Origin of the sequence: Neopusillimonas maritima (assembly GCF_003576595.1) — a bacterium.
Lineage (GTDB): Bacteria > Pseudomonadota > Gammaproteobacteria > Burkholderiales > Burkholderiaceae_B > Neopusillimonas > Neopusillimonas maritima.
Window position 1 is genome coordinate 500,115 of record NZ_NQOU01000001.1, and the last position, 22,915, is coordinate 523,029.

Sequence of the window (22,915 nt, forward strand, 5' to 3'; positions counted from 1 at the left end):
TGCTCAAACAGGCGGCAATTGAAACACCTGCCGCAAATAAGCCAAGTAGGCTGGGTCATCACACATTGTTTTTTCGGGTGCGTCGGACACTTTGGCAACAGGCTGCCCATTGCAACGCACCATTTTCATCACAATTTGCAGTGGTTCATGACCCAGATCGTTAGTCAGATTGGTACCAATTCCAAACGATACTTTACAACGACCCGAAAACTGCTTGGCCAACTCAATAGCGCGCGGAAAAGTTAATGCGTCGGAAAAAACCAACGTTTTGGTTCGTGGATCGACCCGATTGGCGACGTAATGCGCCAGCAGGCGTTCACCCCACTGGAAAGGGTCGCCGGAATCATGACGCGCACCGTCGAACAATTTGCAGAAATACATATCGAAATCGCGCAGGAAAGCGTCCATACCATATACGTCAGACAACGCAATCCCCAAGTCGCCCCGGTATTCCTTCGCCCAGGTCTCAAGCGCAAAAACCTGTGAGTCGCGCAAACGCGGCCCTAATGCCTGGCACGCCTGCAGATACTCGTGCCCCATGGTACCCAAAGGGGTCACGCCATGCTTTCGCGCCAGAAATATATTGCTCGTCCCGGCGAAATGCGCGCCCATTTGAGCGTGCATCGTTTCCACCACTTCATCGTGCCATTGTTTGGAAAACCGGCGACGCGTGCCGTACTCTGCAACGCGGAAATCCGCCAGTGCCGGATCATCTATCACGAGGTTCATTTTCTTGCGTAGCCGGCGGCGCCCTTCATCCCAGCCGGGTTCTTTGCAGGTATTGCGAAAAAATACTTCATTCACAATGGCCAGAACAGGTATTTCGAACAGAATGGTGTGCAGCCACGACCCCTTCACGGAAATGGCGATTTCGCCGGGAAGCTCGCCATGATCAATATGAATACATTTTTCGGGCAAATGAAACAACCCGAGAAAATCAACAAAATCACTTTTAATAAACCGCAGCCCGCGCAAATAATCGAGTTCATCCTCGGTAAATTCCAATTGACACAAGGCATGCACCTCTTCACGGATTTCATCGAGATAAGGCGCCAAATTGACGTTGGGCGTGCGACATTTATACCGATACTCCACCTGCGCAGCAGGAAAATGATGCAAAACCACTTGCATCATGGTGAATTTATATAGGTCGGTATCCAAAAGTGATGTAATGATCATGTGTTCGCTTGCGCTGCCTACGCGGGTTGCCTTCCGGGTAATTGAATCATTATTAGGTAAAATGACCGTAAGGGGTTTTACCCAATGTATCAAAACAGGCATTGTAATGTTTAACCTGGCATCTCACATTGCGGTCGCGCAAGGTAGTCGTCACAAACCTGAATGTCATTTTTGCCGGAGTCTCTGAATGACCCACATGGTTACCGAAAACTGTATTAAATGTAAGTACACTGATTGTGTCGACGTCTGCCCTGTCGACTGCTTCCGGGAAGGGCCTAATTTTCTCGTTATCGACCCCGACGAATGCATCGACTGCGCGGTGTGTGTACCTGAGTGCCCGGCCAACGCCATTTTCGCGGAAGAAGATGTTCCTGCCGACCAGGTTCGCTTTATCCAGATCAATGCAGATCTTTCCCCGGAATTCGGGCCCATAAACCGCTCGAAAGGCGGCTTGCCCGACGCCGATGAATGGAATGGGGTTGAAGGTAAAGAACAGTATCTGGAAAGATAGGGCATGACTGAACAGAAATACACACGCCAGAAAGTTTTACAAGTTCGTGAGTGGGTACCGGGAAAGTTGCTATCCATCAAGGTAAGCCGCCCAGACAACTTCAAGTTCAAAGGTGGCCAATACGCACGTCTTGGGCTATCGAACAAAATCGAAACAGACACCGAACCTTCAATCTGGCGGGCGTATTCAATGGTGAATGGGCCTGACCAGACACCACTGGAGTTTTATTCCATTGTCGTACCCGAAGGTGAGTTCAGCCCTCGTTTGGCCGCCCTGAATCCGGGCGACACCATTTACATCGACAACACGGTTTTCGGCTTTTTAACGGCCGACCGCTTTGAACCGGGTGGTACGCTGTGGATGATCGCCACTGGAACCGGGCTGTCGGCGTACCTGTCGATGCTGAACGATCCCGCCACATGGGCCGCGTTCGATCAAATCATCCTGATCCACGGCGTACGCACCAAAGACGAACTTGCTTACAGCGAAGAAATACGCCAGTGGCAGGCTAATAGCGGCACGCAAGCCTTGCCGGCAACGTTTGTCTACCTTGCCATCCCAACCCGTGAATCCATACCCGGCGTTCCACAGGAACGCATTACCACGCTTATCGAGAATGGCGAGCTTGAAAAACTGGCACACTGCCCGTTAGACCCTGACCGCAACAAAATCATGCTTTGCGGAAACCCTGAAATGCTGGCCGACGCCCGCGCCATACTGAAGAAAAAAGGCTTTGCCGTCGGCCGACGCGGCAACCCGGGCAATCTTGCTGTTGAAAATTACTGGTAAACCCATACCCTGTCACAAAAAGGAAACCACTCGCAATGCTTTACGACCTACACGAATTGCAACGCACTTTTCTCATGCCGCTCGTTTCCTTTACCGGTCAGGGCTCGCAACTGTTTACCCACCCATACAGCCCCCTATCGTACACGCCGGTTTCGCGCCATATTGCCGCAACATACGAGCTCATGCACCGATTGGGCAAGGCGTATGAGAAGCCAGAATGGGACATTGACCACACGGTCATCGACGGAAAAAAAATTCCGGTAGAACCACAAAGCGTCAAAGAACGCCCGTTTTGCAAGCTCATCCATTTCAAGCGTCAGGAACCAGCCGACCGAAACCTGCCAACCGTGCTACTGGTTGCGCCCTTATCCGGACATCACGCCACGCTGTTAAGAGACACAGTAAAGTCGTTTTTACCTGCGCATGAGGTATACATTACCGATTGGATCGATGCCCGCATGGTCTCGCTGCGCGACGGCCCTTTTCATTTACATGATTACGTAAACTATATTCGTGATTTCCTGCATTACCTGGGGCCCGGCGCACATGTGGTGTCGGTATGCCAACCCACTGTTCCCGTACTGGGCGCAGTGTCGCTTATGGCTGCGGACAGTGACCCATGCCTGCCGGTTAGCATGACCCTTATGGGCGGCCCAATCGATGCGCGGGAATCTCCCACGCAAGTTAACCGTCTTGCCACAACGCAGTCACACTCCTGGTTCGAAAACAACCTGATTCATCGCGTTCCGGCCAAATACCCCGGTGCCGGCCGTCGGGTTTACCCCGGCTTTCTGCAGCATGCAGGGTTTATCGCCATGAATCCGGATCGCCACATGGAATCGCATTACGATTTCTATCTGGACTTGGTCAAGGGTGACGATGACGACGCTGAGTCGCACCGTCGTTTCTACGATGAATATAACGCCGTTCTCGACATGCCGGCTGAGTTCTATCTGGACACAATCGATATCGTATTCCAACAACACCTTCTGCCGCGTGGGTGCTGGGATGTACAAGGAGAGCGTGTTGATCCGGGAAAAATCAAGGGCGTCCACTTGTTAACCATTGAGGGCGAACTCGACGATATTTCCGGACAAGGTCAAACGCATGCCGCACATGAACTGTGCACCGCCATTCCCGCCAAGCACAAACATCGTTACACCGCAGCGGGTTCAGGGCATTACGGTATATTTTCCGGCCGGCGCTGGAGGAATGTTATTTATCCGGAACTGGCTCAATTCATTGCCAATGCACGCCCAGCTTCATGAACCAGAACGCGCTTGTTGAACAAGTCGATGCAATTTTGCCGCAAACGCAATGCACGCAATGCGGGTACAACGGCTGCCTGCCCTATGCGCAAGCCATTGTCACCGAGCATGCACCCATCAATCGATGCCCCCCTGGTGGGGACGCCGGCATTGAGGCGTTGTCTCGCTTGTTGAACCGCGCTGTTACCACACTGGACACAAACTGCGGGCAGCCCGAACCACTGCAAGTGGCCCAAATCGACGAGGCGCACTGCATTGGTTGCACCCTGTGCATCCAGGCTTGCCCAACCGACGCCATTGTGGGCGCTTCAAAACTGATGCACACCGTCCTACCCGACTCCTGTACGGGATGCAAACTTTGCGTCGCCCCATGCCCGGTAGACTGTATTAATATGGTTCCGGCTGAGCGGGAATGGACTGCCGAAGATGCCGACAAAGCACGTACAAACACCCGGCGTCGCGAAGCGCGGCTAAAACGCAAGCATCCTGAAGACCAACCACTGGCTGCACGCACGCTCAGCAACAAGGCTGCACTAACCGCTTCTGCCAACAATGATGCAGAAGCCCGCAAAAAAACTATTGCTGATGCCTTGGCACGTGCACGGGCCAGACGCCGGGGCGAAACAGCGTGAATCAACAAAAACGCAAAGCTATCTTTGCCCGCTTGCAAGCCGCCAATCCCACCCCCACCACCGAACTGGAGTATGACACTCATTTCCAGTTACTGATTGCCGTCATCCTATCGGCGCAAGCAACCGACAAATCAGTCAATCTTGCCACCGCCCGTTTCTTTCCTGAGTTCGGAACACCCGAAGGTATTTTGTCTCTGGGGCTGAAAGGCCTAACTGAAAAAATCAAATCAATTGGGCTTTATCGAACCAAAGCTGAAAATGTGATCAAAACGTGCCGGATCCTTTTGGAACAACACAAGGGCCAAGTGCCTGAAGATCGCGCGGCACTTGAAGCGCTGCCCGGAGTAGGCCGAAAAACGGCTAATGTCGTACTCAACACGGCCTTTGGTCATCCCACTATCGCAGTTGATACGCATATTTTCCGTGTCGCCAACCGCACACGCCTGGCCCAGGGCAAAACGGTGCTGGATGTTGAAAGAAAACTGGAAAAGATAGTTCCGCAGGAATACAAGCTGGACGCACATCATTGGCTGATTTTGCATGGTCGCTACGTATGTCTGGCACGTAAACCCAAATGCAGGCAATGCGGCATTAACGATTTATGTGAATACAAAGAAAAATCAGGGATTGTCCCGCTATGACAAACCCTCATTTGCTTTTGGTTCGAGTCCCGTCATACTGACGTCTGGCTGAACACTGTTCTGTATTTCACAAGCAATCATAAGGGGGTTGCATGGCGCACCCTGCCCTCGAAATCAAAAACCTGAATGCGTGGTACGACGACCATACCCACGTCCTCAAAGGCATCGATCTTACCGTCATGCCCGGCCAGGTTATTGGTTTACTCGGCGACAATGGCTCCGGCCGTACAACCACGCTTCGCTCACTTCTCGGCCTAACGGGCACCAGAACCGGTTCAGTGAAAGTCAACGGTGTTGAGTCCATTCATATGCCCCCACAGAAAATCGCCCATTTAGGTATAAGTTACGGGCCCGACGAACACACGCTTGCCGAAGACCTAAGCTGCGAAGAAAACCTGCTCAAACCAATGCAGGCAACGGAGACACTGGGCGGGGGGATGTCATTGGCGGGCATTTACGAACTCATGCCGCTTTTACGACATTTCCGGCATCACCCCGTGGCACATTTATCAACGCCTGAAAGGCAATTACTTGCTGTTGCAAAAGTATTGCGGCAGGGAACCAACATACTGTTGCTCGACGAAATCAGTGACAGCATTACGCCCAATATTGCTCACATTCTCAGCCACGCCATTAGCACACTGAAAACACAGGGCTACACCATTGTCATGGCGGATCATCAACCGGGGGCTGCCGCCCAGGTTACCGACTATTTTCACGTCATTAAAAATGGGCAGCTACTGAATAGTTTTTCACCGGCGCCTTCCTGGGACGAGCTGGAAACACCACCTGCGCCCCCGCCAGCCGCATCCCCTATGCCGCTTCAGCCTTCTTGTTCCCCAGCCCCAGATAGCTCTCGATAACACGCGGATTGTCGCTAAGCTCTTTGGCCGGCCCCTCAAGAATCACTTCGCCTGTTTCCAGCACATAGCCGTAATCAGCCACCTGCAAGGCAGCACGGGCGTTTTGCTCGACCAGCAAAATCGAAACGCCAGTCTGCCGCAACCGCGCGATAATTTGAAAAATTTCACGCACAATCCGCGGCGCCAGACCAAGGCTAGGCTCGTCAAGCATCAGCAATTCCGGTTGCGCCATTAGCGCGCGCCCCACTGCAAGCATTTGCCGTTCACCGCCGGAAAGCGTGCCGGCATGCTGTATGCGACGCTCCTTCAAGCGGGGAAAAAGCTCGTAAACCTCATCGATTTTATCTTTCCAGCCCGTTTTGCCGGCGCGGTAAAGACGAAAGCCACCCAATAACAGATTGTCTTCAACAGACATACTGCCGAATAATTCGCGCGTTTCAGGAACAAGGGAAATGCCATGCGCCACCCTTTGTTCAACCTGCCAACCGGAAATATCACGGTCGCGATAACGCACTTCCCCCGTGCAGTGTCCATTACTGGGCAAGGAACCCATAAGCGAGTTCAGCAAGGTCGACTTACCCGCGCCGTTGCCCCCGATTACGGTAACAATATGACCTTGGGCCACTTTGATACTCGCCTCATTCAGAGCAGTCACCTTGCCATACTGTGATGTAAGGCTGTTCACCTGCAAGACCAGATTTTCCGTTGCACTCATGCCACACCCCCTGCCGTTGCCGACGCGTGTCCATCGACACCGTCGTCCAGATCAAGCCCTTCTTCAATGCCCCCCAGGTACGCCTCAAGCACTGCCGGGTTCTTCTGGATTTCTTCGGGACGACCCTCAGCAATTTTGGTACCGAAGTCCATTACCACCAAATGATCGGTAAGGTTCATCACGAAATCCATATCGTGCTCAACCAAGAGAATACTCATGCCCTCGTTACGCAGTTGATCCAGCACTTTCGCCAACTCCTGCTTTTCTTTGTAACGCAGGCCCGCCGCAGGCTCATCGAGCAGCAGCAACACGGGGTCCGCCGCCAAAGCACGCGCAATTTCGAGAATACGTTGTTGCCCCAGCGCCAGATTGCCGGCCTCTTCATACAGGTGATCGCCCAGGCCCACACGCTCAAGCTGAACAGCCGCTTCGTGAAGTAGCTCGGCTTCACTCTTGCGTTCGGTATGTAGCGTGGCCGACACCACCCCCACGTTGCGGCGCAAATGCGCACCAATTGCCACGTTTTCGAGGACGGTCATGGTAGGCAGTAACTGAACATGCTGAAACGTACGGCCGACGCCCAGTTTTGCAATTTCGCGTGAACGCAGCTTTTCAAGCTGATGGCCCATAAAATTGACCGCCCCGCTGGTAACCGGCAAAACGCCTGTTATTAGATTAAACGTCGTGCTTTTACCCGCACCGTTAGGGCCGATCAGACCCATGATTTCGCCGGCCTTCAGTTTGAAACTGATGTCGTTAACAGCAACCAACCCCCCGAACTCTTTGCGGGCACCTTCAACCTCAAGCACCAACTTGCCTTGCTCGGGCCGAGTGCGTTGCGGCAGTTGCTCCGCCTTGGGCGGCGGCGCCATGCGGCGGGTTGCGCCTTGCCCAGTAACACTATTCCACGCAGACGCAATCAATGGCCATATGCCATCGCGCGCATATTGCAGCACCAACACCATCAGAACCCCAAACACAACCAGCTCGAAGTTCGCAGTCGTGTCGAGAATAGCAGGCAGGACATTCTGAATTTGGTCTTTCAGTGTGAGGATAGCTCCGGAACCAACGATAGCACCCCAAACACTGCTGCTCCCCCCTACCACGGCCATGAACAAATACTCAATACCGTAGTTCAAACCGAAAGGACTCGGGCTAACCGCACGCTGCATATGTGCATACAACCATCCCGAAAGACAAGCCAACAAAGCGGCATAAACAAAAATAATAATTTTGTACGATGCCATGTTGATGCCGAAAGACTCGGCCATAACCGAACCACTCTTGAGGGCACGAATGGCTCGCCCCGGGCGGGAGCTCAGCAGGTTATACGTACCCCACATGGCCAACAGTACGCAGACCCAGATCAAATAGAAAATTTCGCGTCCGCTGTCCAGCGAGAGGCCAAACACATTAACGGGCTGAATGCCTGCAATCCCGTCGTACTGGCCCAAAAACGCCATGTTCCCGAACAGGTAATAAAGCGACAAACCCCAGGCAATGGTGCCCAACGGCAAATAGTGCCCTGACAAGCGCAACGTAATGGCACCAAGCACATAAGCAACGACCAGCGTCAGTACCAAGCCGATGATAAGCGCCAGCCAGGGAGACCAGCCAGCTGCCGTGGTGAGGTAAGCGGTGGTGTAAGCACCCAGACCCACAAAAGCCGCCTGACCGAAAGACGTTAACCCGCCCACACCCGTAAGCAGCACAAGCCCTAAAACGACCAAAGAGGCGAGGCCAATGTAATTCAACTGCGTGACCCAGAATTCCGGGGTGGCCGACCATTGCGGCACAAACGCCATAAAAACAACGAAGAGAATAAGTATGAGTCGGTTCATGGCATTAATCCTCGTCGTCGTGATGATGAGTGCCGAACGAACGCCACAACAGCACAGGAATGATCAGTGTAAACACAATAACCTCTTTGTAAGCACTGGCCCAGAACGATGAAAATGCCTCGAGAATACCGACAAAAAGCGCACCGACGGCAGTAACGGGGTAGCTGACCAAACCACCGATAATGGCGGCGACAAAACCCTTAAGGCCAATCAAAAAGCCGGTGTCGTAATAAATGGTGGTTACCGGTGCAATGAGCATGCCGGACAACGCGCCAATCGCCGCTGCAAGCGTGAATGTAAGACTGCCCGACATATTGGTGCTAATCCCCATGAGGCGCGCTCCGCGCCGATTCACGGCTGTTGCCCGCAACGCACGACCATACAGGGTTTTACCGAAAAACAGCCACAATGCAATGATGAGGACCGCTGCCGTGCCCAATACGAAGAAGGTTTGTGCCGACCAGGAAATAACCCCCATGGACACCTCACCTTCCAGGAAGGCTGGAGTACGCCACCCTTCGGCACCGAAAAACACAAGACCCAGGCCCAACATGGCGAAATGAACCGCAACGGAGATAATGAGCAAAACCAATACACTGGCTTCCGCCACTGGCTGGTAGGCAATGCGATAGATCATCGGACCCAACGGAATGACCAGCGCCAGCGCAAACACGACATTCAACCAGAGCGGCGTTGTTTCGCTAATGACATAGGGCGCCAATAAATATAATGCAATGGGCAGCACCAGCGAGCCAAGGGCCGCCCGGGGCAGTGTCGACCAGTCTTTATTGCGCGCCGCCGACAAGAGCTGCATCAGGAATGTCACCACCCCCGCAATAAGCAACATGGCTACGGTACCGGGAATTTGCCCATTCACCATGAACGCCAATGTAAGCGCCCCGTAGGCCACAAACTCGCCCTGGGGAATGAAAATAACCCGGGTAACGGCAAAAACCAGCACCAGCGCGAGCCCAAGCAGCGCATACACTGCACCATTCAGAACCCCGTCTTGGAGCAAAATAAGAAAAATTGTTGAGTCCATCTACAACACCAAAAAAAAGACAACAAAGTGTCTTGACGTAGAAAAGTCGCTCATGAAACAGCGTGCACCTAATATTCGCAAACCAGCTTACTTTCTAAACCTAAAGAATTATGCCTAATTCATCACGCAGTGTCTTTACGGGGTTTCCCTGTTGTCTTTATCAAAGTCGTTTAACATTAGAGTTCACGTTGCATCGATGTTACTGGTACTAAAAGGCTCAGAATGGAAAAAATTCGCAAGTCGGAAACCGAATGGCGGGCGCAACTTACGCCCGAAGAATACTATGTTACCCGCGAAAAAGGCACGGAACGTGCCTTCACAGGCCGATATTGGAACACAACCGAAGCGGGAATCTATCGATGCGTGGGTTGCGGCACACCTCTGTTTGCTTCCGATACCAAGTTTGACGCGGGATGCGGCTGGCCGAGCTATTTTGCCCCAATCAATCCCGAACTGATTCTGGAAGAGACGGATACGTCGCACGGCATGCTTCGTACCGAGGTCATCTGCAAAGTGTGCGATTCACATCTTGGCCATGTATTTCCCGACGGCCCACCGCCAACGGGCCTGCGCTACTGCATCAACTCCCTCTCATTAAAATTCGAACCGGAAAAATGAAAAAACTGCTGTTCGACCTGTTCCCTCTGATCCTGTTTTTTATCGCCTACCGGTATGCCGACATCTACTTGGCAACCGGCGTAGCCATCGTAGCGGCCATCGGCCAGTTTGTTTGGTTAAAAGTGATGGCAAAAACAATTGAAGCCACTCACTGGATCAACCTCACCGTGATCGTTCTGTTCGGTGGCGCCACGCTACTGTTGCAGAACGATGCCTTCATCAAATGGAAACCCACGGTTCTCTATTGGATCTTCGGCGTCGTCTTGCTGGGAGGCCGATATTTGTTCAAGCGCAACCTTATGCAAAAACTCATGGGGGCGCAAATTGAACTTCCGTCTGCTGTTTGGGACAAACTCAACATAAGTTGGGCAACATTTTTTATTTGCTCCGGCGCCCTGAATCTTTACGTTGCATTTTCAGGCCAATTTTCAGAGTCGCAATGGGTCAATTTCAAGGTTTTCGGCCTGATGGCTTTATTGCTGGTTTTTGTTGTTGTGCAATCTATTTGGCTTAGCCGCCACATGAAAGACACCCCATGAGTCAACCCGAATCCTCTCAAATCCAAGACCGTATCCAACTGATTCGCGAGCGCTTGCAAACGCTCGCGCCGTCAACTCTTGAAATTATTGATGAGTCGCACTTGCATGCGGGTCATGCCGGTGCAGAAACCGGGGCCAGTCATTTACGCGTCATCATCAGCAGCCCACAGTTCAACGGGCTGCGTCCTCTTGCCCGTCATCGCCTCGTGTATGATCAGGTCCAGGATCTTATCCCCTTTCCCATTCATGCTTTGGCCATTGTGGCCACAGCCAACGCTTAAGGATGTGTATGAAGAAACTTGTTATGTTCGCTGCTGCTTTTGCCATTTCCGCTCCGCTGTACGCCCAAAATGTGGCCACAATCAATGGCAAAGCCATTACCCAAGACCAGCTCGACCAATTTATCAGTTTGCTGGTCAGCCAGGGCGCGAAAGACTCCCCGGAACTGCGCGAACAGGTAAAACAAGAAATGATCGGCCGTCTGGTTGCCGTGCAAGCGGCTGAGCGCGCCGGCATCGACAAGGAACCGGAAGTGCGCCAGGAACTGGAACTGGCCCGCCAAGGTATTCTGGTTCGCGCACTTATGGAAAACTATCTCGAAGAAAACCCTGTAACGGATAAACAGATTGAAGAAGAATATGAGGCTATCAAGAAAGCCCAGTCTGATCGCAAAGAATACAAAATCCGTCACATTCTGGTTGAGGAAGAACAGGCCGCCCGCGACCTTCTCGCCCAAATCGAAGCGAACGAAATAAGTTTTGAAAATGCTGCCAAGGAACACTCAATCGACAAAGGAACAGGCAGCCAAGGCGGTGATTTAGGCTGGTCGACCACCAGTAGCTATGTACCGCCATTTGCCCAGGCTGTTGAAAGCATGGAAAAAGGGCAACGCACCAGCGACCCGGTGCAATCGCAATTTGGCTGGCATATTATTGAAGTGGAAGATATCCGGCCGGTTACTTTCCCTGCGCTGGCTGAAGTTAAACCCCAGTTACAGGAAATGCTGCAACAGGAAAAACTGTCGCAATACCAGGAAGAGTTAATGGAAAAAGCCAAGATCCAATAGGGCTTGAAACACAGTAAAAAAGGGTTAAGCTGCGCTCAGGCGAAGTCAGGCCTGAGCCAGCAGCTCCCTTAAGCCTTGCTCATCCAGAACCGCAACCCCAAGTTCTTGAGCCTTGGTCAATTTGCTGCCTGCCTCGTCGCCGGCAACCACATACGCGGTTTTCTTTGAAACAGACCCACTTACTTTTCCACCGGCAGCCATAATCATGCGCGTGGCTTCATCGCGCGTTAAGGACGGAAGCGTACCCGTTAATACAAAAGTCTTACCGGCCAGCAACTGGCGATTTGGCTCGCTTTCCACCTTGGCCTGTACACCGGCCTGCTCCAATAAATGCACAATATCGCGATTGTGAGCTTCGGCGAAGAACTCCAGAACGGAATGCGCCACAACCGGCCCGACATCAGGAACCGTCATGAGCGCGTCTTCATCGGCATGCATAATGGCCTGTAGCGAACCAAAATGGCGAGCCAGATCACGTGCCGTCGTTTCACCAACATGCCGGATACCTAACGCGAACACCAAACGCCCCAAAGCCGGCGCACGCGCAGCATCAATTGCCTTCACAAGATTTTCGGCCGACTTGCGGCCCATTCGCTCGTAGTTCAACAACTCTTCAACGCGCAATGAAAACAAATCGGCAATGGACTTTACGCGCCCGCTGTCGACCAGTTGATCAACCAGTTTTTCGCCCAAACCTTCAATATCAAGCGCTTTTCTGCCCGCGGCGTGTATCAGGCTTTGTTTACGTTGTGCTGCACAAAAAAGCCCACCCGTGCAACGGGAGACGGCCTCCCCCTCAAGCCGATGAATTGTCGACCCACAAACAGGACACTGTTTCGGCATCACGAAAAAAGCGGCGCTCTCCGGCCGCAACTCAGGCACCGGACCAACCACCTCGGGAATGACATCGCCGGCTCTCCGGACAATCACCGTATCGCCGATACGCACATCTTTGCGGCGAATTTCGTCTTCGTTATGCAACGTGGCGTTCGTTACGGTTACCCCGCCCACAAAAACCGGTTTCAGACGGGCAACAGGTGTAATCGCGCCCGTTCTCCCAACCTGAATATCGATCCCCAACAACACGGTCGTTTCTTCTTGGGCGGGGAACTTGTGGGCAATGGCAAAACGCGGGGCACGTGCTACGAAACCAAGCACCTCCTGAGCCTCAAGCGAATTCACCTTATACACGACGCCGTCGATATCGAAGGGTAAAGAAGAGCGCCGTTGCCCGACGTTACCGTAAAAATCCAACATGCCTTGCGCACCTTTAACCACTTCGCGGTCACGATTAACCGGCAAGCCCAGTTTATCGAACCAGTCGAGCATCTCAGCTTGCGTGGCACACAAGTCGGCGTCGATTTCACCCCACCCATAAGCAAAAAAACGCAATGGGCGGCGGGCGGTAATCCGGGGATCGAGCTGCCTTAAACTGCCGGCAGCTGCGTTGCGCGGGTTCACAAAAATTTTCTCGCCACGTGCTTGCTGGCTTTCGTTCAGACGCTGAAAGTCGCGAATATTGATGAACACCTCGCCACGCACTTCGAGCACACTGGGATAGCCCTGCTTCAACTGCAGGGGCACAGAGCGCAGCGTGCGAATATTGGAAGTGATGTCCTCCCCTTCCTGACCATCGCCCCGTGTCGCTGCCTGCACAAGTCTGCCCGCCTCGTAACGCAAGTTCACGGCCAGCCCATCGAACTTATATTCGGCGTGATAAGCCACATGCTCGCCGTCTTTCAACAAACCGCTGCCCAGCAGACCGTCCGTCACGCGACGGTCGAACGCCTGGATATCGTCTGGGTCAAAACCATTACCCAGCGATAACATCGGCACTTTGTGTCGCACACTATCAAAAGCATCCAGCGGTGCTGCGCCGACGCGCTGGGTGGGTGACTCGGGTGTAACCAATTCGGGATACTGTGCCTCAAGGTCAGCCAGCTCTTGCATCAGCCGGTCGTACTGTGCATCGGAAATCACAGGGGCGTCCAAAACGTAATACCGATGGTTATGCAACGCGATATCGTCGCGCAACCGGGCGACCTTCTTGAGCACCGCTTCCGAAATATCAAACAATGAACCGGTCACGAAAACAACCTTGCCGTACGCTCATCACCCGGCGTAAACCCGGCTTGCTCCAAGCGCTCATAAAGTGGCGTAAGCTGCTCATCGATACGTGCGTCGGCCGACTCAGTAACGGGGCGCCCCTGGTCATCCACCAACTGAGCCTGGAAACGCTGAGCCAGGTCACGCCCCACTCCTGCCATTCTGCTGAATGCTTGACTATCACTGGGACTGTTCGGAATATCAAGCAGCAAATCAAGACGCGAGACGCTCGCACCCTTGAAGCCCGCAGCCGCTTCACCATCAAACATAAGCGCGAAGCGGGCCTGCCCGGACTCCGCCACCCAAACATACTGATTAACCAGCATCACGAAACCGGCGTCTTCCACAACCGAGCATACTTTGCCAAGAGGTTGCGCGCCGTTGAGTTGAACCACCAAGCCCACCTGGGCATCCAGGTTGGCACAAAGCTCGTCCAGCCGCTCAGCACGACTTACAACTTCATCTTGCTCGGGCCCTTCGACGGAGCCATCAAATCGTTCGGCCAAGCCCTGAGCCGCGGTCCAAAGACGGGACCACTCGACATCAGTGAGCGGGCCGGCACGGTTGGCGAGCAAAATCGCCAATTGGATTGACACACACGACTCCTCTGCAGGTAAACCGGCGCGATGAACACCAGTGGTAGTTTCTGCAAAAATACGTACCGGCTTGCTGCTACTGACCGCCAAAGTTCGAGTTGCGTCTTTCAATTGGGCACCGGATACCGGTTGTGCGAAGACAACATCAATTACCGCCTCACACAAGGGATCAACCTCTTCGACATCATCACCACCCGACTCACTTTCAGCAGCCACGTCAAGACTTTCACCCAGACCCGGCTCGCGACGGCCAACGGTTGGCGGCAGGCCTCCGAACAACGGATCTTCATCAGTTTGCGGAAAATTTTCCTGCATATGCCGACGTACACGCCTGTCTTGCCACCAGTTAAAAACCAGCACGGCAAAAATCAGGACAACCCCCAGGGCAACCAGCCCGATCTGCAAATCGCTCATGTACGCACTCCGCTTAGCGGTTTCATGGTTTTCATAGTGTATTCAATTACGCTTCCGCCAATTGCATGGCAGACTCGATATCGACTGCAACAATACGCGAAACGCCCTGCTCCTGCATTGTGACACCAATTAATTGCCGTGCCATCTGCATGGCAATTTTGTTATGTGAGATAAACAAAAACTGGGTTTGCTCACTCATATTGGTGACAAGGCTCGCATAACGTTCGGTGTTGGCATCATCCAATGGGGCATCAACCTCGTCGAGCAAACAAAACGGCGCCGGGTTAAGTTTAAACAGTGCAAAAACCAATGCTGTTGCGGTTAAGGCTTTTTCTCCCCCCGACAACAAATGAATTGTGCTGTTTCGCTTGCCCGGAGGCTGCGCCATTACCTGTACGCCGGCATCAAGAATTTCTTCGCCGGTGATAATCAGCTTGGCTTCACCACCACCAAACAATTTTGGAAACAGCTCACCAAAATGATGATTGACGGTGTCGAATGTTTCCTGCAACAACGCGCGGGTTTCCCGATCAATTTTGCGGATTGCATCTTCCAGCGTTTCAATTGCATTACATAAGTCGGTATGCTGGGAATCCAGATATGATTTACGCTCGCGCGCCTGCCCCAGCTCTTCAAGCGCCGCCAGATTTACCGCGCCTAAGCCCTCTACCTCGCGCGAAATACGCTGGACTTCGGATTGCAGCCAACCCACGCGCTGCCATGAGTCAGCCTGCTCTTCAAGAAAACGTCGTAACGTATCGCGATCAACCTGCTGAGCATCGAGCTGCTCTGAAAACTGCTCAACAGCCAGTCTTGCCGCCTGCTCCTGCAACTGCAATTCGGTAATTTTTGACCGCAGCGGCTCCAACTGACGCTCATTTTCCAGCCGCCTTTCATCGGCTTCACGCAGCCCGGCGGCCAGATTATCGAGTTCGATTCGAGCTTGGCCTAACACCTCCTCACAAGCAGCGCGTTGTTCCAATGCATCTTGCAACCCAGCCTGGGCCGCCGAAGCATCCAGTTCCGCCAATTCATTTTGCAGCGAGGCCAGTTCGTCGACGGCTTTGCTACCCTGCTCCCGCGCCAGACTGAAATTGCGGCGCAAATCGTCGATACGTGTTTGCAAGGTACGTTCTGCAAACTCGGATTCCTGTACCCGGCGCTCAAGTTCACGCACGCGCCGGCGCGCTTGTTCCGCCTCATTGGCAAGCGCCTCCCCCGACAATTGCGCATCCTCGTAACGGCCTTGTTGCTCCGCCAACGACTCATCCAGCGCCTGAAAACGCATTTCGGCTTCTTCGCGAATGCCTTTCAAGGTTTCCGTTTGAGTTGCAATCTCGGTTAACTCGTCGCGAATCTGGTTGGCACGCTGGCCCGACTGTTCGGCAAGCTGAACGAGCCGGGAATGTTCAAGTTGTATATCGTGCAAGCGGCGCGTCATTTCCGCCAGCCGTGTACGTGCCGGAGGCAGCGCCTGGCCCGCCTCTTTCCAGGCGGCCTCCGCGCGGGCCACTGCTGCGACGGCCTGATCGGCCATCAATTGGCGCGCCTTTATTTCCTTTTGCAGATTAGCGATTTCCTTCTGCCGCGCCAGCATGCCCGCCTGATCGGTATCCGGCGCATAGTAGCGAATGCTGTGAGCATCAATAATATGCCCTGACGGCACGACAAAATACCCTTGACCGTTGGGTAAGTCGCTACGCAAACGCATGGCTTGCTCTATCGAGTCGGCGGTATAAACATGGGCCAGCCAATGCTCCAGCAAGCTGCGCAGATCGGCGCTATTGACACGCAACAAACGAGACAATGGTGTTAACGACGCATGATTTGCCGGTGGTTTACCGGCGATAGGATGTTGATAAAACGCTAACTTCGAGGGAGGAGGGTCGTTAACAAACGCCTGAGCCATTTCGAGCCGCCGCATTTCGAGCGCACCCATGACATCTCCCAGCGCGGCCTCCAGCGCCGGCTCCCAGCCGGAGTCGATGCCTAAGTGTTGCCACAACCGCGACATATTCGCCAACCCATGCTTTTCAAGCCAAGGTTGAAGTTTGCCTTGCGTTTGGACATCTTGCTGCAATTTTTCCAAAGCGGTTAAACGCGCCTCAAGGCGTGCCAGCGCGGCCGCTTCCTCGTGAGAACTACGTTGGGCGTCGCGCCGCCCTTCATCCAGCTCTGGCAGACGTTCTTCTAGTTCCAGTAAACGCGCTTGAGCCTCTTCTTGCTGACCCGACAACATTTCCATGTCGCCCGCCAATTGGTCAATACGCTCGGGGTCGGGCGCGTCAAGTGAGCGCAACGTGGCTTCCAGACGCTCCCGGCGTACCATCAACGCGTCAAGCTGACGATCAGCATCACGCTGGGATTGAGCCGCCAAAGCCAAATCCTGTTCAATGCGTGATAAACCCGAACGCATGTCGTCACGGGCGGCGCCGGCCGAACGCACCCGCTCTTCAATACCCGGCAAGGCCGCGCAAGCGTCGTCGACCTGAAGTCTGAGCTCCTCCGTTTGCGCGGCCGCTTCCTCCAGAGCAACTTCAGAGCCGGCGATTTGCTCTTCACAGTGCATTTGCTGCGCCTGCCATTCCTGTTGCTGGGTTTCCAAATGCGTGCGACGTGCCTGCACTCTTGCGCGGGAATCCACAACATGGCGAATTTCAGCCTCAAGACGACTGACTTGCGCCCCCGCCTCGTACAATTTGCCCTGGGCCGCGTGCACACGGTCACCGGCCGCATAATGTGCCTGCCGACGCGACTCAAGCTCAGATTCAATCCGTCTTAAACCGGCCGCCGCCGCCTCAAGTTCGGTTTGTGCTTTTTCAATCGCAACGAATTTCGTTTTCTGATCGTTACGCGCACCCTCTTCTTTCAACAACCACAATGCATGCTGTTTGTGTTCGCCTTCTTCCTGCAACCGGCGATAGCGTGTCGCCACTTCCGCCTGAGCCTCAAGCTTCTCAAGTTGGGTATCGAGCTCTCGCAGAATATCCTCAACCCGACTTAGATTTTCACGGGTATCCGCCAAGCGATTTTCAGTTTCACGACGACGCTCTTTATAGCGGGAAACCCCCGCCGCCTCTTCGAGATAAACACGAAGATCTTCGGGGCGCGCTTCGATGAGACGGTTAATCATGCCCTGGCCAATAATGGCGTAGCCACGCGTACCTAAACCCGTCCCCAAAAAAATGTCGTGAATGTCGCGACGGCGAACTTGCTGATTATTAACGTAATAGCTGCTGGTTCCATCACGCGTCAGCACGCGACGTACGGCAATTTCAGCATACGTGCTCCATTGCCCCGACGCGCGCCCATCGCTATTGTCGAAAACCAGCTCCACCGACGCCCTTGCAGAGGCTTTACGCTGACCTGACCCATTAAAAATGACGTCTTGCATGGATTCTCCACGCAATTCCGACGCTCGGGTTTCACCAAGCACCCAGCGCACTGCATCGATAATATTCGACTTGCCACAACCGTTGGGGCCCACCACCCCGACCAGTTGACTGGGCGTTGGGATGACCGTGGGCTCAACAAACGACTTGAAACCAGCGAGCTTGATTTGAGTTAGACGCACAATGCAAAAGTCTTCAAAACGATTACGGGAAGGTCGAATTTTATCGTTTGTATGATACCCCAGGACAAAGCGCCTCAGTCGGGCGCTATACTCTGTATCCAAACTTTCTCACATAGCTTAAAAGTTCCTTAAAATGCACACCAAGCATGGTTTCCGGCTACCCGGCACTCTAACCCGCAACTGGGGCGTTTAGATTGAAAAAAGGTTTTTATCTGGTCATGGCGGCCCAGGCGCTCTCGTCGCTGGCTGATAACGCATTACTGATTGCCGCCATCGCAATTATTGTTGATCTTCAGGGCCCCGACTGGATGGCCCCGATGATGAAATGGTGGTTCGCACTTTCCTACGTTGTATTGGCAGCTTTTGTAGGCGCCTTCGCCGATTCGTTCCCGAAAGGGAAAGTCATGTTTGCCACCAATGCCGTAAAGGTTACAGGCTGCATCATTATGTTCAGCTATCAGAGCCTCGGTTTTGAAGTTGGCGGCCAGCTTGCGCTTATTTTCTGCGCTTACACGCTGGTTGGCGTGGGCGCAGCCGCTTATTCGCCGGCAAAATACGGCATCGTGACTGAAATGCTTCCCCCCGACCAATTGGTTAAAGGCAATAGCTGGATTGAAGGCCTGACGGTGCTTAGCATTATTTTCGGCACGGTACTGGGCGGCATACTTATTAACCCAAATGTTTCCGCCGTTTTGTTGGCAAACCCCGTTATTGGCAGCGTAGTCGAAAGCCGGGGTGAAGCAGCCATTTTTGTGATTGGCCTTGTGTATTTCATGGCGGCGGCCTGCAACCTTCTGATTCCAAACACCAATATTAGTTACCCCAAACAACAAACGCACCCCCTCAAACTTGTACGCGAATTCAGTTATTACGTTAAAACGCTGTGGAGCGACAAACTAGGACAAATATCGTTAGCTGTAACCACATTATTTTGGGGCGCCGGCGCAACACTGCAGCTGATTCTTATTGAGTGGGGGGCGCAACATTTAGGCTACCGCCTGGATCAGGCTTCGATACTGATGGGCGTTGCCGCTGTCGGCACCGTAATAGGGGCCGTATTTGCCGGGCGCGTACCGCTTAAAAAAGCCTTCTCGGTATTGCCGCTTGGCGTGATCATGGGGTTTGTCGTGCTGCTCATGCCCGTGGTGTACTCCCCTTGGGCTGTTTATGCGTTATTGATTTTAATTGGCGCTTTGTCGGGGTTTTTCGTTGTCCCCATGAATGCCATGTTGCAGCATCGGGGACACGTGCTCCTTTCGGCGGGGCACTCGATTGCAGTGCAAAACTTCAATGAACAATTGAACATTCTGTTGATGCTGGGCATTTACAGTTTACTGCTGTGGCTTAATTTACCCATCAATATCATTATTGTTATTTTTGGCCTGCTGGTTGCCCTGTTGATGATTGTTTTCGCACGTTGGCATTACCTTAACCAGAAACGCGACCCCTCTTTAAAAGACCAAATCGGGCAACATGGTCACGGCCAGGCGTTGCACTAACGCGTTACTTGTTCGTCTGGCTTTCGGGGGCGCTGTCCTTAAGCTGTCGCGCCAATTGCATATCCCGCCAAACCTGGGCCTTGTGTCGACCACGCAACAGTAACGCGGCGGGGTGATAAGTAACCACCACGGGAATTCGTCCGTGCGGCGCGGTATAGGTGTGCACGCGCTCACGTAATTGTTCAATATCGCCCTTTTCCTGCAGCAACGCCTCGGCAGCCAACCAGCCCAACACCAGAATGGCCCGGGGTTGAATCTGCTCAATTTGTGCCTGCAAAAACGGCAAACAAGCCTCTATTTCTTCTTTCCTGGGAACACGCCCCCCGCGAGGCCGACACTTTATTGCGTTCGCATAATAGAACGAAGCATGCGGAGCCAGACCGGAAGCCTCAAAAATCAGCTGCAATAGCCTGCCCGCCGCTCCCTGAAAAGGCAGTCCGACCTGATCATCATGGTCTCCCGGAGCTTCGCCAATGACCATCCAATCGGGTGATGCAGTTTGGCCATTACCAAAGACGGCCTGATGACGCCCGGCATGCAAACCACAACGGGTACATCGGGCTGCCTCCGCTTTCAAGGAGTCAAGATCTGCCGGCAAAATCGCATGCCCAACAACAGCGGGAACCTTTTTCCGTTTGATCGGCAGACCTGACAACTTGGCCGGCTCTGATTCAGGCTTTGTCGACGCTTGCCCCTTCAAACCCTGGGGGGAATCTGCATCTTTATCAGCATCTGTCTGTGTCGCATCAAATGCAACCTGCAACAGGCGTCGGTCGAGACCCAATTCCTGCAACCATGCCATCTGCAGGGGCGTTAAAACGTGAAATCGTTCGGGCTTTGTCATGACGCCCCCGCCGCGCTCAAATCTTTTTGCAAAACCAAAGCATCTTCCCTTTGGCCACGCGCGGCGGGGTAATACCCTTTCCTGACGCTTAAAGACTGAAAGCCGCGATTACGATAAAAATTCAACGCTTTCGAATTGGACTGGCGAACCTCAAGCAACATCGAACCCAGGCCTTTGTCGCGTGCGGCCTGTTCGGCATGGCGTAAAAGCATGTAGCCGACGCCTCCACGCTGTAGTTGGGGGGCCACTGCAATAACCAGCAAATGAGCCACATCGGGCGCGAACATAACCACACTAAAGCCAACTACCTTGTTTTGCTGAAGCGCGACCCAGGCACCATAGCCCGCGTTCAGGGCGTCGGCAAAATTGCCTCGCGTCCAGGGGAACGATTGCACCGCTGCTTCGATATCAACGACCACATCCAAATGTTCCAGACGCATGGGTTCAATACGCAACTTGCCATGCACCCTGGGATTCCCCCCCAGCCCTTTTTCTCTCTCTTGCGTCGTGAACGCGACTTTGTCGCGCACATAGAGCGGCGCAGCTTCGGCAGGTGTTATAAAGTGACCGGACTGAAATAACTGCAACCCCTGCAAGGCAATGGACTTTGCGTCGAGAGGCATGCCCGAGAGCAATTGCAAGGGGTGCGCGTTACCGGCGACCATAACTGTTGCAGTAAACTGCAATGACGGATGGGCTTGAATACCATCGCCCACCATTTCCACATAACCAATGGCACCGGGCAGCGTCCACTCGCGGGTTTGTTGATCCAGCCAATAGTTGAAATCTTCCGCCGCCACCAGCACACACGGTTGAATTTCCTGCCAGGCTGCTTGTGTTTCCCGCGTGCCTGAAGCGAGCCAGTAGGCAGCGACATAAAGTTCGCCCATCCGGGCGTCCTGAACCACGATGCGGCATACTCCCGGCGCCCTGACCGGGCCTGCAGACGCCGCGATTGCCTGCAATGTCGGCACTGGCACAACCGACACCCCCAGCGCGTAAGCCATTCCCTGCGCCACCCCGCACGCCACCCGCAAACCAGTAAACCCACCAGGGCCTTGCCCGAAAACCACCAGGTCCAGGTCGTCACGCGTTAACCCGGCTTGACTCAACAAGCGCTCCGCCAAAGGCAAAACCTGTTCGGCATGCCCCTGCGACGAGTGACTTGCGGACACAACCTTCGGCGTGCCGTCACGCTCGGTCAAGAGCGCCACGCTGCAGGTTGTTGTAGATGTTTCAAATGCAATCAGATTGAAGGCCATGTCGGGCATTTTATGCCAGTTGCGCCCAGGTGCCATGGGGAGATCGCAACGCCGGCCGGGTGCGCTAAAAAAATTACCAAAAACGCCAAGGCGGTGATAAGCTTAAAGAGAATGAAAATTATGTAATATCTTGCTACCGGCTACTATACGGGCTTGCCCGTCCCTGTTACATTTTCGACCATGAACACACAAAACCCGTCTCCTGCACGAAAAATACTGGTCGTCGACGACGATCCACGTCTGCGCGACCTATTGCGTCGCTACTTATCTGAACAAGGCTTCAACGTATTTGTTGCCGAAGACGCCAAGGAAATGAGCAAGCTTTGGCAGCGCGAGCACTTCGACCTTCTGGTGCTCGACCTCATGCTGCCCGGTGAAGATGGTTTGTCGATTTGCCGGCGCTTACGCGGCAGCCACGACAACACACCCATTATCATGCTTACAGCCAAAGCTGAAGAAATTGATCGCATTGTCGGGCTTGAGATGGGGGCCGACGACTATTTGTCCAAGCCATTCAACCCGCGCGAGTTATTGGCCCGTGTGAATGCAATTTTGCGCCGCCGTGGTACTGAAGAGCATCCCGGCGCGCCCAGCCAGGATAACGAGGCAATCGAGTTCGGGCCTTATGTGCTGAATCTGTCTACCCGCACGCTCACGCGCAACAACGAGACCGTCCCCATTACAACGGGCGAATTCTCGGTCCTGAAAGTATTCGCGCGCCACCCTAAAATTCCCCTCTCACGCGACAAACTCATGGAATTGGCACGTGGGCGAGAATATGAAGCGTTCGACCGCAGTCTCGATGTGCAAATATCCCGCTTGCGTAAATTGATCGAACCCAACCCGTCCAAACCCATTTTTATTCAAACCGTCTGGGGGCTGGGGTACGTTTTTATCCCCGATGGCGGTAATTAAA

At 53.6% G+C, this 22,915-nt stretch carries 21 protein-coding genes; 12 read left to right on the plus strand and 9 right to left on the minus strand.

What is annotated here, in order from left to right:
• Positions 1–3 precede the first annotated feature (3 nt).
• Positions 4–1,179 (minus strand): nicotinate phosphoribosyltransferase, encoded by a 1,176-nt coding sequence (pncB, locus tag CJO09_RS02475; RefSeq protein ID WP_119440928.1) that lies wholly within the window; start codon positions 1,177–1,179, stop codon positions 4–6.
• A 187-nt stretch (positions 1,180–1,366) separates the two neighbouring features.
• Between pncB and fdxA the strand changes: the two genes are divergently transcribed.
• From fdxA to CJO09_RS02505, 6 genes are all read left to right on the plus strand, one after another.
• The gene (gene fdxA, locus CJO09_RS02480) at positions 1,367–1,690 is read left to right on the plus strand and encodes a ferredoxin FdxA (RefSeq protein ID WP_119440929.1); all 324 of its coding nucleotides are present in this window, start codon (positions 1,367–1,369) and stop codon (positions 1,688–1,690) included.
• Positions 1,691–1,693: 3 nt separating this feature from the next.
• Positions 1,694–2,479, plus strand: coding sequence for a ferredoxin--NADP reductase (locus CJO09_RS02485; RefSeq protein ID WP_119440930.1), 786 nt, complete (start codon positions 1,694–1,696; stop codon positions 2,477–2,479).
• 35 nt (positions 2,480–2,514) lie between these two features.
• Positions 2,515–3,747, plus strand: a complete 1,233-nt coding sequence (locus CJO09_RS02490; protein ID WP_119440931.1) for a polyhydroxyalkanoate depolymerase — start codon at positions 2,515–2,517, stop codon at positions 3,745–3,747.
• Positions 3,744–4,379, plus strand: coding sequence for an RnfABCDGE type electron transport complex subunit B (locus CJO09_RS02495; protein WP_119440932.1), 636 nt, complete (start codon positions 3,744–3,746; stop codon positions 4,377–4,379). The genes CJO09_RS02490 and CJO09_RS02495 overlap by 4 nt, the downstream gene beginning before the upstream one ends.
• The gene (gene nth / locus CJO09_RS02500) at positions 4,376–5,020 is read left to right on the plus strand and encodes an endonuclease III (RefSeq protein WP_119440933.1); all 645 of its coding nucleotides are present in this window, start codon (positions 4,376–4,378) and stop codon (positions 5,018–5,020) included. Before CJO09_RS02495 ends, nth begins: the two co-directional genes overlap by 4 nt.
• A 92-nt stretch (positions 5,021–5,112) precedes the next feature.
• Positions 5,113–5,883, plus strand: a complete 771-nt coding sequence (locus CJO09_RS02505; protein WP_119440934.1) for an ATP-binding cassette domain-containing protein — start codon at positions 5,113–5,115, stop codon at positions 5,881–5,883.
• On the opposite strand, the gene CJO09_RS02510 is transcribed toward CJO09_RS02505, so the two are convergent.
• Genes CJO09_RS02510 through CJO09_RS02520 form a run of 3 tightly spaced genes read right to left on the minus strand, consistent with a single transcriptional unit; the run spans position 5,834 to position 9,481 of the window.
• The gene (locus CJO09_RS02510) at positions 5,834–6,598 is read right to left on the minus strand and encodes an ABC transporter ATP-binding protein (protein WP_119440935.1); all 765 of its coding nucleotides are present in this window, start codon (positions 6,596–6,598) and stop codon (positions 5,834–5,836) included. The genes CJO09_RS02505 and CJO09_RS02510 overlap by 50 nt on opposite strands.
• Positions 6,595–8,439: a branched-chain amino acid ABC transporter ATP-binding protein/permease gene (locus CJO09_RS02515; RefSeq protein WP_119440936.1), complete on the minus strand. Its 1,845-nt coding sequence runs from the start codon at positions 8,437–8,439 to the stop codon at positions 6,595–6,597. Before CJO09_RS02515 ends, CJO09_RS02510 begins: the two co-directional genes overlap by 4 nt.
• Positions 8,440–8,443: 4 nt before the next feature.
• The gene (locus CJO09_RS02520) at positions 8,444–9,481 is read right to left on the minus strand and encodes a branched-chain amino acid ABC transporter permease (RefSeq protein ID WP_119440937.1); all 1,038 of its coding nucleotides are present in this window, start codon (positions 9,479–9,481) and stop codon (positions 8,444–8,446) included.
• A gap of 222 nt (positions 9,482–9,703) precedes the next feature.
• Between CJO09_RS02520 and msrB the strand changes: the two genes are divergently transcribed.
• The 4 genes from msrB to CJO09_RS02540 are packed head-to-tail and all read left to right on the plus strand — an operon-like array spanning position 9,704 to position 11,704.
• A complete protein-coding gene (gene msrB, locus CJO09_RS02525; RefSeq protein WP_119440938.1) occupies positions 9,704–10,099 on the plus strand; it encodes a peptide-methionine (R)-S-oxide reductase MsrB in 396 nt (131 codons plus the stop codon).
• Positions 10,096–10,638 carry a septation protein A gene (locus CJO09_RS02530; RefSeq protein WP_119440939.1) on the plus strand — a complete coding sequence of 181 codons (543 nt, stop codon included), beginning with the start codon at positions 10,096–10,098 and terminating at the stop codon, positions 10,636–10,638. Before msrB ends, CJO09_RS02530 begins: the two co-directional genes overlap by 4 nt.
• Complete coding sequence (locus tag CJO09_RS02535) at positions 10,635–10,919, plus strand: BolA family protein (RefSeq protein WP_119440940.1); 285 nt, start codon at positions 10,635–10,637, stop codon at positions 10,917–10,919. Before CJO09_RS02530 ends, CJO09_RS02535 begins: the two co-directional genes overlap by 4 nt.
• Positions 10,920–10,927: 8 nt before the next feature.
• Positions 10,928–11,704: a peptidylprolyl isomerase gene (locus CJO09_RS02540; protein WP_119440941.1), complete on the plus strand. Its 777-nt coding sequence runs from the start codon at positions 10,928–10,930 to the stop codon at positions 11,702–11,704.
• A 45-nt stretch (positions 11,705–11,749) separates the two neighbouring features.
• Here CJO09_RS02540 and ligA read toward each other — a convergent pair whose 3' ends face one another.
• From ligA to smc, 3 genes are read right to left on the minus strand one after another with little or no spacing between them, the layout of a single operon-like run.
• Positions 11,750–13,792 carry an NAD-dependent DNA ligase LigA gene (gene ligA, locus CJO09_RS02545; protein ID WP_119440942.1) on the minus strand — a complete coding sequence of 681 codons (2,043 nt, stop codon included), beginning with the start codon at positions 13,790–13,792 and terminating at the stop codon, positions 11,750–11,752.
• Positions 13,789–14,820 (minus strand): cell division protein ZipA C-terminal FtsZ-binding domain-containing protein, encoded by a 1,032-nt coding sequence (locus CJO09_RS02550; RefSeq protein ID WP_119440943.1) that lies wholly within the window; start codon positions 14,818–14,820, stop codon positions 13,789–13,791. The genes ligA and CJO09_RS02550 overlap by 4 nt, the downstream gene beginning before the upstream one ends.
• Before the next feature lie 46 nt (positions 14,821–14,866).
• The gene (gene smc, locus CJO09_RS02555) at positions 14,867–18,394 is read right to left on the minus strand and encodes a chromosome segregation protein SMC (protein ID WP_119441357.1); all 3,528 of its coding nucleotides are present in this window, start codon (positions 18,392–18,394) and stop codon (positions 14,867–14,869) included.
• A 194-nt stretch (positions 18,395–18,588) separates the two neighbouring features.
• Here smc and lplT point away from each other — a divergent pair, with 194 nt between their 5' ends.
• Entirely contained in the window at positions 18,589–19,893 is a 1,305-nt protein-coding gene (gene lplT / locus CJO09_RS02560; RefSeq protein ID WP_119440944.1) for a lysophospholipid transporter LplT, read from the plus strand.
• 4 nt (positions 19,894–19,897) lie between these two features.
• On the opposite strand, the gene CJO09_RS02565 is transcribed toward lplT, so the two are convergent.
• Together CJO09_RS02565 and tsaB are read right to left on the minus strand one after the other, a co-directional pair.
• A complete protein-coding gene (locus tag CJO09_RS02565) occupies positions 19,898–20,737 on the minus strand; it encodes a uracil-DNA glycosylase (protein ID WP_119440945.1) in 840 nt (279 codons plus the stop codon).
• Positions 20,734–22,035: a tRNA (adenosine(37)-N6)-threonylcarbamoyltransferase complex dimerization subunit type 1 TsaB gene (gene tsaB / locus CJO09_RS02570; RefSeq protein ID WP_245961203.1), complete on the minus strand. Its 1,302-nt coding sequence runs from the start codon at positions 22,033–22,035 to the stop codon at positions 20,734–20,736. The genes CJO09_RS02565 and tsaB overlap by 4 nt, the downstream gene beginning before the upstream one ends.
• 144 nt (positions 22,036–22,179) lie before the next feature.
• Here tsaB and ompR point away from each other — a divergent pair, with 144 nt between their 5' ends.
• The gene (gene ompR / locus CJO09_RS02575; RefSeq protein ID WP_114419823.1) at positions 22,180–22,914 is read left to right on the plus strand and encodes an osmolarity response regulator transcription factor OmpR; all 735 of its coding nucleotides are present in this window, start codon (positions 22,180–22,182) and stop codon (positions 22,912–22,914) included.
• The last annotated feature ends 1 nt before the right edge of the window (position 22,915 follow it).